This is a genomic window from Cumulibacter manganitolerans, assembly GCF_009602465.1.
In the GTDB taxonomy this organism is placed as follows: Bacteria; Actinomycetota; Actinomycetes; order Mycobacteriales; family Antricoccaceae; genus Cumulibacter; species Cumulibacter manganitolerans.
Genome location: NZ_WBKP01000074.1, coordinates 1 through 14,114, shown reverse-complemented (window position 1 = coordinate 14,114; position 14,114 = coordinate 1). Strand labels below are relative to the sequence as shown.

At 71.4% G+C, this 14,114-nt stretch carries 16 protein-coding genes and 1 tRNA gene; 8 read left to right on the top strand and 9 right to left on the bottom strand.

Annotated elements, in window-relative coordinates; translation table 11 throughout:
* Window positions 1-82 precede the first annotated feature (82 nt).
* Complete coding sequence (gene nadC, locus F8A92_RS17090) at window positions 83-736, top strand: carboxylating nicotinate-nucleotide diphosphorylase (protein WP_228389537.1); 654 nt, start codon at window positions 83-85, stop codon at window positions 734-736.
* Here nadC and F8A92_RS17085 read toward each other — a convergent pair.
* Together F8A92_RS17085 and F8A92_RS17080 are read right to left on the bottom strand one after the other, a co-directional pair.
* Window positions 726-2,027 carry a DUF445 domain-containing protein gene (locus F8A92_RS17085; protein WP_228389536.1) on the bottom strand — a complete coding sequence of 434 codons (1,302 nt, stop codon included), beginning with the start codon at window positions 2,025-2,027 and terminating at the stop codon, window positions 726-728. The genes nadC and F8A92_RS17085 overlap by 11 nt on opposite strands.
* Window positions 2,028-2,043: 16 nt before the next feature.
* Window positions 2,044-3,582 (bottom strand): bifunctional 3'-5' exonuclease/DNA polymerase, encoded by a 1,539-nt coding sequence (locus F8A92_RS17080; RefSeq protein WP_153506389.1) that lies wholly within the window; start codon window positions 3,580-3,582, stop codon window positions 2,044-2,046.
* Between the two features lie 42 nt (window positions 3,583-3,624).
* Here F8A92_RS17080 and F8A92_RS17075 point away from each other — a divergent pair, with 42 nt between their 5' ends.
* Window positions 3,625-4,122, top strand: a complete 498-nt coding sequence (locus F8A92_RS17075) for a gluconokinase (protein WP_153506388.1) — start codon at window positions 3,625-3,627, stop codon at window positions 4,120-4,122.
* Here F8A92_RS17075 and F8A92_RS17070 read toward each other — a convergent pair.
* The gene (locus F8A92_RS17070) at window positions 4,119-4,283 is read right to left on the bottom strand and encodes a hypothetical protein (protein WP_153506387.1); all 165 of its coding nucleotides are present in this window, start codon (window positions 4,281-4,283) and stop codon (window positions 4,119-4,121) included. The two genes, F8A92_RS17075 and F8A92_RS17070, sit on opposite strands and share 4 nt — an antisense overlap.
* Before the next feature lie 134 nt (window positions 4,284-4,417).
* Here F8A92_RS17070 and F8A92_RS17065 point away from each other — a divergent pair, with 134 nt between their 5' ends.
* Together F8A92_RS17065 and F8A92_RS17060 are read left to right on the top strand one after the other, a co-directional pair.
* Complete coding sequence (locus F8A92_RS17065) at window positions 4,418-5,674, top strand: acyl-CoA dehydrogenase family protein (protein ID WP_228389535.1); 1,257 nt, start codon at window positions 4,418-4,420, stop codon at window positions 5,672-5,674.
* Window positions 5,674-7,485: an acyclic terpene utilization AtuA family protein gene (locus tag F8A92_RS17060; protein WP_153506386.1), complete on the top strand. Its 1,812-nt coding sequence runs from the start codon at window positions 5,674-5,676 to the stop codon at window positions 7,483-7,485. The genes F8A92_RS17065 and F8A92_RS17060 overlap by 1 nt, the downstream gene beginning before the upstream one ends.
* 7 nt (window positions 7,486-7,492) lie before the next feature.
* On the opposite strand, the gene F8A92_RS17055 is transcribed toward F8A92_RS17060, so the two are convergent.
* Together F8A92_RS17055 and F8A92_RS17050 are read right to left on the bottom strand one after the other, a co-directional pair.
* Complete coding sequence (locus tag F8A92_RS17055; protein ID WP_153506385.1) at window positions 7,493-7,969, bottom strand: CinA family protein; 477 nt, start codon at window positions 7,967-7,969, stop codon at window positions 7,493-7,495.
* Window positions 7,966-8,613, bottom strand: a complete 648-nt coding sequence (locus F8A92_RS17050; protein WP_153506384.1) for a transglutaminase-like domain-containing protein — start codon at window positions 8,611-8,613, stop codon at window positions 7,966-7,968. Before F8A92_RS17050 ends, F8A92_RS17055 begins: the two co-directional genes overlap by 4 nt.
* Before the next feature lie 76 nt (window positions 8,614-8,689).
* On the opposite strand from F8A92_RS17050, the gene F8A92_RS17045 reads away from it, so the two are divergent.
* From F8A92_RS17045 to F8A92_RS17030, 4 genes are all read left to right on the top strand, one after another.
* Complete coding sequence (locus tag F8A92_RS17045) at window positions 8,690-9,490, top strand: enoyl-CoA hydratase/isomerase family protein (protein WP_153506383.1); 801 nt, start codon at window positions 8,690-8,692, stop codon at window positions 9,488-9,490.
* A 97-nt stretch (window positions 9,491-9,587) separates the two neighbouring features.
* A complete protein-coding gene (locus F8A92_RS17040; RefSeq protein ID WP_153506382.1) occupies window positions 9,588-10,451 on the top strand; it encodes an ATP synthase subunit B family protein in 864 nt (287 codons plus the stop codon).
* The gene (locus F8A92_RS17035; RefSeq protein WP_153506381.1) at window positions 10,448-10,942 is read left to right on the top strand and encodes a phage holin family protein; all 495 of its coding nucleotides are present in this window, start codon (window positions 10,448-10,450) and stop codon (window positions 10,940-10,942) included. Before F8A92_RS17040 ends, F8A92_RS17035 begins: the two co-directional genes overlap by 4 nt.
* Window positions 10,935-11,534 (top strand): DUF3618 domain-containing protein, encoded by a 600-nt coding sequence (locus F8A92_RS17030; RefSeq protein ID WP_153506380.1) that lies wholly within the window; start codon window positions 10,935-10,937, stop codon window positions 11,532-11,534. The genes F8A92_RS17035 and F8A92_RS17030 overlap by 8 nt, the downstream gene beginning before the upstream one ends.
* On the opposite strand, the gene F8A92_RS17025 is transcribed toward F8A92_RS17030, so the two are convergent.
* The 4 genes from F8A92_RS17025 to F8A92_RS18705 all read right to left on the bottom strand — a co-directional run.
* Window positions 11,531-13,282, bottom strand: coding sequence for a DUF5671 domain-containing protein (locus tag F8A92_RS17025; RefSeq protein WP_153506379.1), 1,752 nt, complete (start codon window positions 13,280-13,282; stop codon window positions 11,531-11,533). The two genes, F8A92_RS17030 and F8A92_RS17025, sit on opposite strands and share 4 nt — an antisense overlap.
* 7 nt (window positions 13,283-13,289) lie before the next feature.
* Window positions 13,290-13,718 carry a hypothetical protein gene (locus F8A92_RS17020; RefSeq protein WP_153506378.1) on the bottom strand — a complete coding sequence of 143 codons (429 nt, stop codon included), beginning with the start codon at window positions 13,716-13,718 and terminating at the stop codon, window positions 13,290-13,292.
* Between the two features lie 61 nt (window positions 13,719-13,779).
* Window positions 13,780-13,852 (bottom strand) — tRNA-Thr (locus F8A92_RS17015).
* Window positions 13,853-13,899: 47 nt separating this feature from the next.
* The coding region (locus F8A92_RS18705; protein ID WP_228389534.1) for a hypothetical protein at window positions 13,900-14,114 on the bottom strand (215 nt) is incomplete at its 5' end.

Sequence of the window (14,114 nt, the reverse complement as noted above, 5' to 3'; positions counted from 1 at the left end):
CGCCGGCGGCCATCGCCTCGGTGAGGATGATGCCGAACGACTCGCCGCCGGTGTTTGGGGCGCAGTACGCGTCGAGCCGCGGCTGGCCGACGGGGATCCGGTGGTGCCGGGGTCGGTGGTGCTGGGCGTCAGCGGACCGCTGCCGGTCATCCTCACGGCGGAGCGGACGATGCTGAACCTGCTCTGCCAGCTCTCCGGCGTGGCCACGCTGACCGCCGCGTGGCAGCGGGCGGTGGCCGGCACCGGGGCGCGGGTGCGCGACACCCGCAAGACGGTCCCCGGGCTGCGCGAGCTGCAGAAGTACGCGGTGCGCTGCGGCGGCGGCGTGAACCACCGGATGGGGCTCGGGGACGCCGCCCTGATCAAGGACAACCACGTCACCGCGGCCGGTTCGGTCACCGCCGCCTACCGCGCCGTGCGGGAGCGGTGCGGGGCGGCCGTGCCGGTGGAGGTCGAGGTGGACACCGTCGAGCAGGCCCGCGAGGCCGTGGCGGCCGGCGCCGAGCTTATCCTGCTGGACAACATGACCCCCGGCCAGCTGCGGGAGTGTGTCGAGCTCGGCCGGGCCGCGGGCTCGGGAGCGCGGTTCGAGGCCAGCGGCGGCCTGACGCTGGCCGGCGCCGCCGAGGTGGCGGCCACCGGGGTCGACTACCTCGCGGTCGGCGCGCTGACCCACTCCGCCCCGGTGCTCGACCTCGGCCTCGACCTGCGGACCGACGACGAGGTCAGCCGCTGAACAGCTGCGCGATCGTGTAGATGACGAGTCCGGCGAGGGCGCCGATGACGGTGCCGTTGATCCGGATGAACTGCAGGTCGCGCCCGACCAGCGTCTCGATCTTCTTCGAGGTCTCCTGCGTGTCCCAGCGGGCGACCGTGCCGGAGATGAGGTCGGAGATGTCGTCCTTGTACTGGTCGACGATGTAGAGCATGCCGCGCTCGATCCAGGCGTCGGCCTTGCGCTGCAGGTCGCGGTCGTCCTGCAGCATCCGACCCACGCGGACGATGGTGCCGTCCACGCTCCTGCGGAGGTCCGACTCCGGATCCGCTGCCATGTCGATGATCTGGCGCTTGATCGCGGTCCACGCGCTCTGCGACCATTCGCGGACGGCCGGATGGTTGAGCACGTCCTCCTTGATGGCGTCGACCTTGGCGGCGGCCTCGGGATCGGTGCGCAGCGTGTGCGCGTACTCGCGCACCTTCGCGTCGAACTGCGTGCGCAGGGCGTGGTTCTCGTCGGTCGAGACGTCGTCGATGAACGACTGGACACCGTTGAACAACCGCTCGAAGATCTTGTCGTCGATGAACGAGGGCACCCAGTCGGGGGACTCCTGGGCCAGCTTCAGGCGGAACACCGCCCGGTTGTCGTGCATGAAGCGCGACATCCCCTGCAGCGCGGCGGTCATCATGTGCTGGTGGTTGCCTCCGGCCACCGCGATGTCGATGAGCTTGGCGACGATCGGCGCGGCGGGGGTGGCGCGGACCCGCTTGACGACGATGTTGTCGAACGCCTCGTGGACATCGTCGTCGTTCATGATCTCGGCGCCGATCTCGATCGCGTGGCCGAAGTTGTTGCCCAGCTTGCGGGCGTTGGCCGGATCGGCGACGTACTCGCCGATGCGTTGTGAGATGCCGACCTGCCGGATCTTCTCGGCCAGCACCGGCCCGGTGAGGAAGTTGCCCTGCACGAACTCGCCGAGCGAGGCACCGAGGGAGTCCTTCTTCGCCGGGATGATGGCGGTGTGCGGGATCGGTATCCCCATCGGGTGGCGGAACAGCGCCGTGACGGCGAACCAGTCGGCGAGTGCGCCCACCATCGACGCCTCGGCCGTCGCCTTGACGTAGCCGACCCACTCGGGGGCGCCGGAACGCTGCCAGAGCACGCAGGCCAGGAAGATGATGCCGGCCACGACGAGCAGCCCGAGGGCGATGAGCTTCATCTTGCGCAGCCCCTTGAGCCGCTGCTCGTCGGTCAGGCCGCCGAAGGTCGCGGGCGTGGCGGGGGAGGTGCCGAGGAGGTCCAGACTCACCCCACGAGGGTATGCGCTAGTGCGCCTCGGCGTAGGTCTTCGCGGCGCGTGCGTCGAGCCCGAACACGACCTCCGTGTCGCCGAACAGCAGCCGTGTCGCGGCGGCCGCGGCGGCCTCGATGTGCCCGATGACGGCGTCCGCCAGGTGCTCGTCGCAGTGCACCATGACCTCGTCGTGCTGATAGAAGACGATCCGTGCGGCGCCGCCCTCGCCGTACGCCGCGTGGAGGCTGCGGCGCAGGATGCCCAGCAACGACTCCGCCCACTCGGCGGCCGTGCCCTGGACGACGAAGTTGCGGGTGAACCGGCCCCGGGCGCGCTCCTGGGCCGGTGTCGGGTCGCGTTCGCTGCGTGGCGGGCTGGTGCGCCCGAGGTGGGTGCGGACCAGGCCGCCGCGCTCCCCGGCGGTGGCCGCGTTCTCGAGCAGCCGGAGCGCCTGCGGGTACCGGGCCCGCAGCACCTGCAGCGGGCGGGCGGCACCACCGCCGACCTGGCCGTACATCGCGCCCAGGAGGCCCACCTTGGCGCGCGCCCGCTCTCCGCCGAACGCCTCCGCCGCGAGCGCGGCGTACATGTCGTCGGCGCCGGCGGCCCGCATCATGCCGGGGTCGCGCGACATGGCCGCCAGGATGCGGGGCTCGAGCTGGGCGGCGTCCGCGACGACCAGCAGCCGGCCGGGGTCGGCCACGACGGCGCTGCGCAGCCGGCGCGGGATCTGCAGCGCACCTCCGCCGCGGGTCGCCCACCGGCCGGTGACGACGCCGGCGGGCACGTACTCGGGCCGGAATCGTCCGTCGCGCACCCACTCGCGCAGCCACGACCACCCGTTCGCGGTGTGCAGCCGGGACAGCTCCTTGTACTCCAGGAGCGGCGCGACCACGGGGTGCTCGAGCCGGGCGAGCTGCCACTTGCGCGTGGTCTCCAGCTCGATGCCCTCGCGGGCGAAGGCGCCCAGCAGCTCCGCGGGGGAGTCGGGGTTCACCGGCTTGCCGAACGTCGCGGCGATCTGCTCGGCCAGCTGCTGCAGGCGAGGCGGCCGCGCGCCGGACGGTGGCCGGTCGCCGAGCGCGTCGGCCAGCAGCCGCTCGTGCACGTCGGCGCTCCACGGGATCCCGTCCTCGGTCATCTCCACCGCCAGCAGCGCGCCCACGCTGTCGGCGGCGAGGAGCAGACCGAGCCGGTCGGCGTGCCCGGTCGCGAGCAGCCGGTCCTGCTGGGCGGCGTACTGCTCGAGGGCCGTCCGGCCGGGATCCTCCGCGCGGTCGCCGGCGGCCGTGAAGAGGGCCGGCGTGGGATCGGCGGCCGGGGGCGCCGCGACGGGGCGGCCTTCGAAGTGGCCGAGGATCGTCTCGGCGTGCCCGAGGTCGTGGCAGCGGTCGAGGCGCACGCCGGCGGCGCGCAGCGCGGGATACACCCGGGCGACGGACGGAATGATCCAACGAGGCCGGTCGGAGGCCTCGACGGCGGCGATGTCGCCCCAGGTCGCGGGGCGGGTGGCGCCGTCGCGATGCAGCCACGGCTCGCCGTCCGGGGAGAGACCGAGCGCGCACGTCATGCGCTCATTGTGTGCCAGCCTGAGAGTAGAAGAAGGAGGGCTATGCAGCCGACGGTGGTGGTGATGGGCGTGAGCGGGTGCGGCAAGACGACGGTCGGCAGGCAGGTCGCCGAGCGGCTCGGCATCCCCTTCGCCGACGCGGACGACTTCCACCCGCGCGCCAACGTGCTGAAGATGGCGGCCGGCCACCCGCTGACCGACGAGGACCGCCGGCCGTGGCTGGAGGAGTGCGGCCGCTGGCTGGCGCAGCACGCCGGCACCGGGTGCGTGCTCGCCTGCTCGGCGCTGAAGGTGGCCTACCGTGACCGCCTCCGGCGGGATGTGCCGGAGGCGGTGTTCGTGCACCTCGACGGGCCGGAGGACGTCATCGCGCGGCGGGTGGCGGCCCGGCGGGGGCACTTCATGCCGGCCACCCTGGTGCGGTCGCAGTACGACGCGCTCGAGCGGCTGACGGCTGGGGAGCACGGCGTCGTGGTCTCGTTCGACCAGCCGCTGAGCGCGATCGTGCGCGCCGTGCTCGCCCAGCTGCGCCCGGCCTAGAGCGGCTTCGGGGCGTCGACGTCGCGCCCCTCCCAGTCCTTGCCCGCCTCGTCGGCGTTCTCGGAGGTCGCGGCGGTCTGCTCGGCGGCGATCCGCTGCGCCTCCTCGTCGGTCATGGTGCCGTCGTTGTCGTCGATCGGGTGGTTGTGATCGCTGGTCATATCGGGCCCCTTTCGTTCGCGCCCGCGGTCCACGGGCGGCTGGCGCCAGCCTATGCGGCCCGCGCGATGGTCCGCCGCGGAACGGCCAGCTATGTTGAAAGGTGATATCGATGTCAACACAGCGGGAGACCCGAATGACCCAGCAGACCCCCAGCATGGATCCCATGGACGAGCTCAACGACTTGCGCATGTCGCCGGAGGCGTTGCCGCTGCTCGAGCACGTGAAGCGGTTCATCAAGGAGACCGTGGATCCGATGTACGAGGAGTACGTCAAGCTCGGGGAGGGCCACACCGACCGGTGGACCTTCGCCCCCGGCCAGCTCGAGGCGCTGCAGAAGGCGAAGGACAAGGCCAAGGAGGAGGGCCTGTGGAACTTCTTCCTGCCGGACGCCGACACCGGTGAGGGCCTGTCGAACCTCGACTACGCCTACATCGCGACCGAGCTGGGCAAGAGCCCGCTGGCCTCCGAGGCGATGAACTGCGCCGCCCCCGACACGGGCAACATGGAGGTCCTGGAGCGGGTCGGGACGCCGGAGCAGAAGCAGCAGTGGCTGCAGCCGCTGCTGGACGGCGAGATCCGCTCGGCGTACGTCATGACCGAGCCGGCGGTGGCGTCCTCCGACGCCAAGAACATCGAGATGGGCGCCGTCCTGGAGAACGGCGAGTGGGTCATCAACGGCGAGAAGTTCTACATCTCCGGTGCCGGCGACCCGCGCTGCAAGATCATGATCGTGATGGTCAAGACGAACAACGACGGCCCGAAGGGCAAGAACCACTCGCAGATCCTGGTCCCGATGGACACGCCCGGCGTGGAGATCCTCGGCCCGATGAAGGTCTTCGGCGACGACCACGCGCCGCGGGGCCACATGCACATGCGCTTCACCAACGTCCGCGTGCCGGAGTCGAACATGCTGCTCGGCGAGGGCCGTGGCTTCGAGATCTCCCAGCTGCGCCTCGGCCCGGGCCGCATCCACCACTGCATGCGCACCATCGGCAAGGCCGAGGTCGCCCTGGATCTGATGGTCAAGCGCGGCAACTCCCGCACCGCGTTCGGTCAGCCGCTGGCCAAGCTCGGCGGCAACCTCGAGAAGATCTCGCGGGCCCGGATCGAGATCGAGTCGATGCGCCTGATGGTGCTCAAGGCCGCCAAGGCGATGGACGTGCTCGGCAACAAGGAGGCGCGGGTCTGGATCTCGATGGTCAAGGCCGTCGTCCCGGAGAAGACCTGCCAGATCATCGACCAGGCGATCCAGATCCACGGCGCCGCCGGCATCTCGCACTGGTTCCCGCTGACCGAGCTGTACGCCGACGTCCGCCACCTGCGGTTCGCCGACGGCCCCGACGAGGTGCACCACATGGTCGTCGGCCGGCACGAGCTGGCGCAGCACTAGTGGGCGCCCCGGCAGACCGGCCGATCCGGATCGGAAGCTTCTCGGGCTACCTCGGCGACCGGTTCACCGGCCTCGCGGAGTCGGTGACCGGCGACCCGGTCGACGTGGTGATCGGCGACTACCTCGCCGAGTTCACGCTCGCCCAGCTGGCGGCGGTCCGCAAGGCCGGCCAGCCGGGGTACGTCGAGTTCTTCGTCGAGCAGGTCCGCCCGAACCTGGCGGACATCGCCGAGCGCGGCATCCGGGTCGTCACGAACGCGGGCGGGTTCGATCCCGCGGCGCTCGCGGCCGAGCTGCGCAGGATGTGCGCCGAGGACGGCCACGACCTGACGGTCGCGCACATCGAGGGCGACAACGTGCTGGAGAAGGTCGCCGGTCTCACGGCAGCCGGCGCGCGGTTCCAGAACCTGGACTCGGGCCGCCCGCTGTCGGAGTGGGGCCACGAGCCGGTCGCGGCCAACGCGTACCTCGGCGGGTGGGGCATCGCGCGGGCGCTCGCCGAGGGCGCCGACATCGTGATCTGCGGCCGGGTGACCGACGCGTCGCTGATCTGCGGGTCCGCGGCGTGGTGGCACTCGTGGGCGATCGACGACTGGGATCGGCTCGCGCGGGCGGTCGTGGCCGGGCACATCATCGAGTGCGGGGCGCACGCCACCGGTGGCAACTTCGCCGGCTTCCGGGCGATCCCGTCGATGATCGAGCCCGGCTTCCCGATCGCGGAGATCGCCGCCGACGGCACCACCGTGATCACCAAGCACGAGCGGGACGCCGGCGCGGTCGTCCCCGACACGGTGACCGCGCAGCTGCTGTACGAGCTGCAGGGCGTGCGCTACCTGAACCCCGACGTCACCGTGCACCTCGACGACGTGCGGCTGAGCAAGGTGGGCAAGGACCGGGTGCAGATCGACGGCGTCGTCGGCTCGCCGCCGCCGGAGACCACGAAGGTCGCGATGTTCGCGCCGGTGGGCTACAAGATCACCAACACGGTGTACGCGACGTCTCCGGACGTCGCCGGCAAGGTGGAGCTGATGCGTGCCCAGGTCGGGCACGGCAAGCCGGCCGGGATCCAGCTGGACGTCACGCCCCTCGGCGTGGCGGCGGAGGACCCGCAGAACCAGTGGGAGGCGACCGTCGCGGTCCGCTTCATGGCGGTCGCGAAGACCCGCCAGGAGCTCGAGGAGTTCGACCTCGCGCGGCGGCTCGGCGCGCTGTACCTGCAGAGCATCCCGGGCTTCTTCAACGACGCCCTGACGCCGTTCAACAAGAAGCCGTCGCCGCAGATCGACTACTGGCCGGCGCTGCTGCCGATGGCGGACGTCGAGCACGTCGTCGTGCACGCCGACGGCCGGCGGGAGGCGATCGAGGTGCCGCCGGTCGAGCGGGAGCCGGCGGGCCAGCCGGTGCATCCCGAGCCGCACCAGCCGTCGTACGACGGGGACACGGTCACCGTCGAGCTGGGCCGGCTGGTGTACGCGCGGGCCGGCGACAAGGGCGGCAACAGCAACGTCGGCGTGTGGTCGCGCGACCCGGAGGTGTGGCCGTGGCTGCGGTCGGCCCTGTCGACCGACGAGCTGCGGCGGCTGATCCCCGACGCGAAGGATCTCGACATCGTGCGGCACGAGATGGAGGGCATCCAGGCGGTGCACTTCGTGCTGCGGGGGCTGCTGGGCACCGGCGGCTCGTCGAACACCCGCGTCGACCAGATCGGCAAGGCGATCGGCGAGTACCTGCGCTCGCGGCACGTGGTCGTCCCGGCCGATGTCGGGCGGCGGCAGGTTCTCGAGGTCACCGCGGCCGACGTGGAGGGCTGAGCGCGGCCTACTCCGTCGTGCTCGAGGCGATCAGCGCCTCGAGCACGGCGGTGGTCGTGCGGCCGAGGACGTCGGCGGGCTCACCGTCGAGGTGCAGCTCGCGCACGTGCGTCCGCCCGCCGTCCGCGACTGCGATGAACACCGTGCCGGGCGGTTGGTCGTCCTGGCCCTCGGGACCGCCGGCGCCGGTGGCCGACGCGCCGAGGTCGGCGCCGGTCAGGTCACGGACGCCCTCGGCCATCGCGCGGGCCGCCTCCTCGGACACGACCGGCCCCGGCGGGACGCCGAGGACCTCGTGCTTGACCTTCCGCGAGTACGCGACGACGCCGCCGAGGAACCACTCGGAGGAGCTGGACGACGCGCCGAGCGCCGACGCGATCCGCCCGCTGGTGAGCGACTCGGCGACCGCGACCGTCAGCTTCGCCGCCCGGGCGATCTCGGAGAGCTTCTCGGCGAGCGACGTGTGGTCCTCGTGCCGGCTCATCGGGCGCCCTCTCCGGTGCGCAGCCGCTCGCCGTACACCTCGTCGAAGGTCGCGAAGATGTCGTCGAGGGGCAGGTCGTCGTAGTCGCCCCGGTGATTGATGTACTGCATGTGCCGGTTTCCTGATTCGTCGTAGGGGTGCATGAGGGCGTCGTCCACGCCGTTGAACTCGAGCACCTTCGTGCCGAACCGCTCGCAGAGCTCCTTGTTGAACGCCGAGCTCGCCTTGCGCCAGCGTCCGTCGAGCCAGATCAGCGAGTAGCCGTGGTAGACGAACAGGTCGGTGCCCATCTGCGCTAGCAGCTTCTCGCTCTGCAGGTGATTCTTCACGTCGGAGAATCCCAGCGCCGCCGGGATCCCGGCCGCGCGGCAGAGCGCGGTCAGCAGCACCGACTTCGGGACGCACCAGTTCGCGGACGACGCCAGGACCGCGCTGGCGCGGTAGTCGGCGGGATCGTAGGAGACGTCGTAGGGGTCGTAGCGCCAGCCGTCACGCACCGCGTTGAACAGCGCGACGGCCTTGGCGCGGTCGGTGGTCGCGCCGGCGGCGGCGCAGACCTGCTCGGCGTACTCGACGACCACCGGGTGGTCGGAGTCGACGAACTCGGTGGCTCCGGTGCACCTGGGGCTGTGTGGATCGATCACCTGTCTGGTCCTTCCCGTGCCGGCAGGTGCGGCTCGTACGGTGACAGTAACAACCGGACCGACCGAGGGAGCGCCGATGAGCTTCGAGGACTACCAGCAGCTGACGTTCGACCGCCGCGACAACGGCGTCCTGCTGATCACCATCGACCGGCCCGAGAAGTACAACGCCGCGGACGAGGGGATGCACACCGAGCTCGCCACCGTCTGGCAGGACGTCGCTCGTGACCCGTCGGTGCGCGTGGCCGTGATCACCGGGGCCGGCAAGGCCTTCTCCGCCGGCGGCGACCTCGCGATGGTCGAGCGGATGGCCGGCGACTACGACCGGGTGTCGCACATGCTCGCGGAGATGAGCGACCTGGTCTACAACATCATCAACTGCCCGAAGCCGATCGTCTCGGCGATCAACGGGGTAGCCGTCGGGGCGGGCACGGTCGCCGCGCTGCTGGCCGACGTGGCGATCGCCGCCGAGGACGCGCGCATCGGTGACGGGCACGTCAAGCTCGGGGTGGCCGCCGGTGACCACGCGGCCATCATCTGGCCGCTGCTGGCCGGGATCGCGCGCGCGAAGTACTACCTGATGACCGGCGAGATGGTGACCGGCGCGGACGCGGCGGCGATGGGCATGGTCGCGAAGGCGCTGCCGCGGGACGAGGTGCTGCCGGAGGCGCTGCGCGTCGCCGACGTGCTGGCCACCGGGTCGCAACCGGCGATCGGGCTGACGAAGCGGGCGCTGAACAACTGGCTGCGCGCCGCGGGACCGACCTTCGACCAGTCGGCGGCGTACGAGATGCTCACGTTCATGGGGCCGGACGTCGTGGAGGGCTACACCGCGCTGCGGGAGAAGCGGCCGCCGCAGTTCCCCTCGGCGTCGGGATGACCTGGGTTGTTTAGCCGTTTCCGGACCTGGGTACGGGTGCTAGAACCGCTCGTCGGGCCAGCAACGTCCGGGAGCGGACGACACCCCAGGAGTGAAGATGACACAGGGTTCCCAGTTCCAGCATCCGCCACAGGGCGGTACCGATACGGCTCCCAGCGGCACCACGCAGGGTCAGGCCCAGGAGGTGGCCGAGCACACGAAGCAGGAGGCCGCCTCCGTCGCGCAGGACGCCAAGCACGAGGGCCAGCAGGTGGCGCAGACCGCCAAGCAGGAGGCCAAGCACGTCGCCGACACCGCCGGCACCCACGCCAAGCGGTTGATGGATCAGGCGAAGACCGAGCTGGATGGTCATGCCAGTGGTCAGCAGCAGCGCCTCGCGGGAGAGATCCGCAACCTGGCCGACGAGCTGCACAAGATGGTGCGCTCCAACGACGGGTCCGGTCCGGTGCACGCGTTCGCGGGCCAGGCTGCCAGCAAGGCCGGTGAGGTCGCGCAGTGGCTCGAGCAGCGTGAGCCGGGTGACGTCCTCAACGAGGTACGCCGGTTCGCCGCGCGCAAGCCGGGCGTCTTCCTGGCCATCGCGGCCGGCGCGGGCCTGCTCGCGGGCCGGCTGACGCGCGGGCTCACGGCGGACGAGCCGGGCAGCGGCGGTGCCGGTGCCGGTGCGGCGCTGGAGCCGGACAACATGGGCGCGGCGTACATCCCCGGCTACGGGGTGGGCGCGCCCGCCACGCCGCTGGCCAGCGACCCCGAGGTGACGGAGTACGTGCCCCCGGCCGGTGTGGAGACCGGGCCCGCAGGCTACGCGACCGGCACGACGGAGTACGAGAACCTGCCGGCGCACCCGATGAGCCAGCAGCCCGGTTCGGGGCAGTGGAGCGCGACGGGGGCCGGTCCGGACCCGCTCGTGGAACCGGTGCTCGACCCGGAGGGCCCGTACGGCGATCGGGGTCCTCGATGACCACCGCTCGCGACCCACACAGCGTTCCGCTCTCGGATCCCACCGGGTTGTCCGCCGGCGCGTCGCGGATCGATCGCGCCGACCGGGCGGACGATCTGGGACAGCCGCTGAGCGACATCGGCCGGATCGTCGGCAACATCACCGAGGACCTCTCGGCGCTGGTCCGGCAGGAGACCGAGCTGGCGAAGGCGGAGATCAAGCAGTCCGCCTCGCGCGCCGGCAAGGGGGCGGGGCTGTTCGCCGGAGGCGGTGTCGCCGCGCACATGGCGCTGCTGTTCCTGTCGATCGCGCTGTGGTGGGGAATCGCCAACCTGATCGAGAGCTTCGGGTGGGCGGCCCTCATCGTGGGCGTGCTGTGGGCGATCGCGGCAGCAGTGATGGCGGCCATGGGCCGCAAGGAGATGACCAAGATCCGCGGCCTGCAACGGACCACCGAGACCGCCGCCAGGATCCCCGATGCACTGAAGGGAAATGAGACGACCCATGGCTGAGAACCGAGACCCCGACCAGATCCGCCGCGAGATCGAGATGACCCGGCGCGATCTGAGCAACAACGTGAACGCCCTCGGGCAGACCGTCGACCCGTCGAACGTCGTCGAGCGGCAGAAGCGAGAGATGCGCGAGCGCGTCCGATCGGTGAAGGAGAACATCATGGGCAGCGCGTCGGACGCGTCATCGACGGCCGGATCGGCGGTCGACCAGGCGAAGCAGACGGCCGGCGACATGCCGAACCAGATCAAGCGGCAGACGCGCGGGAACCCGCTCGCGGCCGGGATGATCGCGCTGGGTGCCGGCTGGCTCGTCGGGTCGCTGTTCCCGGCGTCTCGGGCGGAGCGCCAGGCGGCGACCACCGTCCAGGAGAAGGCGCAGCCGCTCGTCGAGGACGTCAAGGCGCAGGCGCAGGAGGTCGGCCAGAAGCTCAAGGATCCCGCGCAGGACGCCGTGCAGCAGGTGAAGTCCGAGGCGCAGGACGCCGTGAGCAACGTGAAGCAGGAAGGCCAGTCGGCTGCCGACAACGTGAAGGAGTCGGCGGCGGACAGCAAGGACGCTGTGCAGGACCACGCCCAGCAGCTGCGGAGCTAGACCACCGAGGCGTCATCGCCGAGGTGGCCGTGCGTCGGGGCGGGTGGAGCAGGACGCCCGCTCCGACTCACGGCAACGACGCGCGGGACGCCGTCATCGGACAGCACGAGCAGGTCCTCGTCGGGATGCCCGGAAAGCAGCTCGACGAGGACTTCGGCGTCCCAGGCGCCCGCGCCGGTCGAGGTGTCGAGCGGGCTCCACGACTCGACGCGTGCGCCGGTGGCCCGCCGGACGGCGTCCTCGACCGCGGCGTCGGCGGGACCGACCAGGACGACGGACCGGGGGCCGCGGACGCGTCGCGGGGCCGCGGCCCCGCGGTCGTGGTGCAGGATCGACCAGTGGTAGCCGGAGACGGCCGCCGTGCCCAGCAGGGTGCCCAGCCCGTAGCGCATCTGGCGGATCGTCACCCCGCTGAGGCGGCCCGCCACGACGTCCTGGAAGAAGGTCCAGGCCACGGCGATGAGGGCGATGACGGCCGCGACGCCGGCGACGCCGAACAGCAGGATGAGGTAGGTCCTTCGGGTCGGGGACGTGACTTCGCCGGCGCGGTCGAGGTCGGCCGCCCGGCGGATGCGGCTCCAGAAGACCCACCACACGGGTGCTCCGACGATCAGCAGTGTCACGGCCGCGAGCACGGTGTTCACGACCGACATGCCGACGTCCACGCCGGGGGTCACCGCCTCGATGAACCCGACCAGCGCGGTGCCGGCTCCGACAGCCGCGGCGATGAGGCCGAGACCGGCCATCAGGTATTCGTAGACCCGCTGGACCTCGGAGCGCCGCTCGTGGTGCGGGCCCAGGACGGCGCGGTGGTACCACCACATCAGCAGGCCCACCAGGAGCACGGCTACGTCGCGGCCGATGCCGCCGAAGTGCACCGTGGCGGAGCCTTCGGCGGGCTTGCCGACGAGCCAGACCAGCACCGTCCAGATCAGGCGGCTCGCCCCGACGAGGCTGAGCACCAGACCGCCGCCGACGCCGACCGGCAGCACGATGCCGAACCACAGGTTGCTGCGGGGCAGCCGGATTGCTGTCGTCGCCCAGTAGCGCACCCAGATGAGCGCGCCCCCGACGAGCAGGCCGAGGCCGGCGCCCGGCGCGGTCGGCCGACCCGATCCTGAGCCGCTGTGCACGAAGATCTCCAGCGAGCTGCCCAACGTCGAGATCAGGCCGCCGGCGCCCAGGATCAGTCCGATCAGCGAACCGAGCAGGAGGTGGGGGACGGCGCGATCTCCGTCGAGCATCCGGGTGGCCAGTGCCCAGTGCCCGAGCCACACGGCGCCCCAGGCGAGGACTGCGGCGACCGCGCCGCCGTCCACGCGGCCGTCTGCGGCGGCGCCTCCCACGCTCTGCAGGTTGAAGGCGGCAGCCGTCGCTCCAGTGAGGGCGGCGACGGTGAGGTAGGCGGCGAAGACGCCGGACCGCGTCTCGGAGCCGTCGGCGAGCTGACGCCGCCGGGACCACCAGGCGAGGAGCGCTGCCAGGGGCGCTCCCACCAGGGCGAACGCGAGGCTGCGGGCGAGCAGCGCGTCGGCGTCCTCGCCGAACGCCGGCTTCCCGACGAACCGGGTGACCAGGCCCGTGACACCGACCGTGACGATCACGACGAGGGCGAAGAGGACGGCGTACTGGAAGAGCCGGCGCAGCGTGTGCACGTCGACCCGCAGATGCGCTCCCCGGTGCGCCGCCGAGGCGAGGGTGACCGCGACGCCGGCCAGCAGGGCCAGGAGCAGGATTCCGCTGATCATCGCCGCCTCACTTGCAGGAGAAGACCGGCCACGGGAGACCGGTGATGAGCCACCCGCCGTTGTCGGCCTTCAGGTCGTAGGTCTCGTTGTGGGAGAACGAGTCGAGGAGCCCGCCGCTACCCTGTTCGGTGACGTAGAGGACCACGCGGGCGGTGTCGCCGTCGCGAGTCACGTCGACGACGCTCATCGACACGCTCGTCGGGCGGTAGACGTCCCTCAACGGAGTGCCGCAGCCGAGCGTGGGATCGAGAAGCTCGACCGCCCCTTGGTCGTCGTCGTTGACGACCGCCGAGACGAACAGCTGGGCCGTGCCCTCCGGCGTCGACTTGTCGAAGTGGGGCGTCGGGCGCAGGGCAGCCACCACGGCCGCGACGACAGCAAGAACCACGACTGCGCCCGCCACGACGGCGAGGACCAGATTTGGTCGCGTCTTCACACGCTCAGCATGCCCTGCAGCCGACTCCCGCACCAGCCGCAATTTCACGGAGACATAACGGAGCCGACTGCGGGACTCGAACCCGCAACCCTCTGTTTACAAGACAGATGCGCTGCCAATTGCGCCAAGTCGGCCTGCGCCGTACCCCGTACGACGCAGCGGCAATCGTACCGTGCGGGTGCTAGATGAGCTGGGTGGCGTGAGTGCGGTACTCGCGTCCGCGGATGCCCCATACGAGGGTGCCGTCGCGCTCCAGGCGCAGGTCGAGGCCGAGCTGGTGGCGCCAGCGGTGGTGCTGCTTGCATTCGGTGGTGAGGTCGGTGTCGGCGGTGGTTCCGCCGGTTCCGTCGGGCCGGTGCGGGATGACGTGGTCGAGCTCGCAGCGGTGGGCGGGGC

Bases quoted from the DNA above. Each gene is read 5' to 3' on its own strand.
- F8A92_RS17080 (WP_153506389.1), bottom strand. From the start codon at position 3,582: ATGACGTGCGCGCTCGGTCTCTCCCCGGACGGCGAGCCGTGGCTGCAT.
- F8A92_RS17075 (WP_153506388.1), top strand. From the start codon at position 3,625: ATGCAGCCGACGGTGGTGGTGATGGGCGTGAGCGGGTGCGGCAAGACG.
- F8A92_RS17070 (WP_153506387.1), bottom strand. From the start codon at position 4,283: ATGACCAGCGATCACAACCACCCGATCGACGACAACGACGGCACCATG.
- F8A92_RS17065 (WP_228389535.1), top strand. From the start codon at position 4,418: ATGACCCAGCAGACCCCCAGCATGGATCCCATGGACGAGCTCAACGAC.
- F8A92_RS17055 (WP_153506385.1), bottom strand. From the start codon at position 7,969: ATGAGCCGGCACGAGGACCACACGTCGCTCGCCGAGAAGCTCTCCGAG.
- F8A92_RS17045 (WP_153506383.1), top strand. From the start codon at position 8,690: ATGAGCTTCGAGGACTACCAGCAGCTGACGTTCGACCGCCGCGACAAC.
- F8A92_RS17040 (WP_153506382.1), top strand. From the start codon at position 9,588: ATGACACAGGGTTCCCAGTTCCAGCATCCGCCACAGGGCGGTACCGAT.
- F8A92_RS17035 (WP_153506381.1), top strand. From the start codon at position 10,448: ATGACCACCGCTCGCGACCCACACAGCGTTCCGCTCTCGGATCCCACC.
- F8A92_RS17030 (WP_153506380.1), top strand. From the start codon at position 10,935: ATGGCTGAGAACCGAGACCCCGACCAGATCCGCCGCGAGATCGAGATG.
- F8A92_RS17025 (WP_153506379.1), bottom strand. From the start codon at position 13,282: ATGATCAGCGGAATCCTGCTCCTGGCCCTGCTGGCCGGCGTCGCGGTC.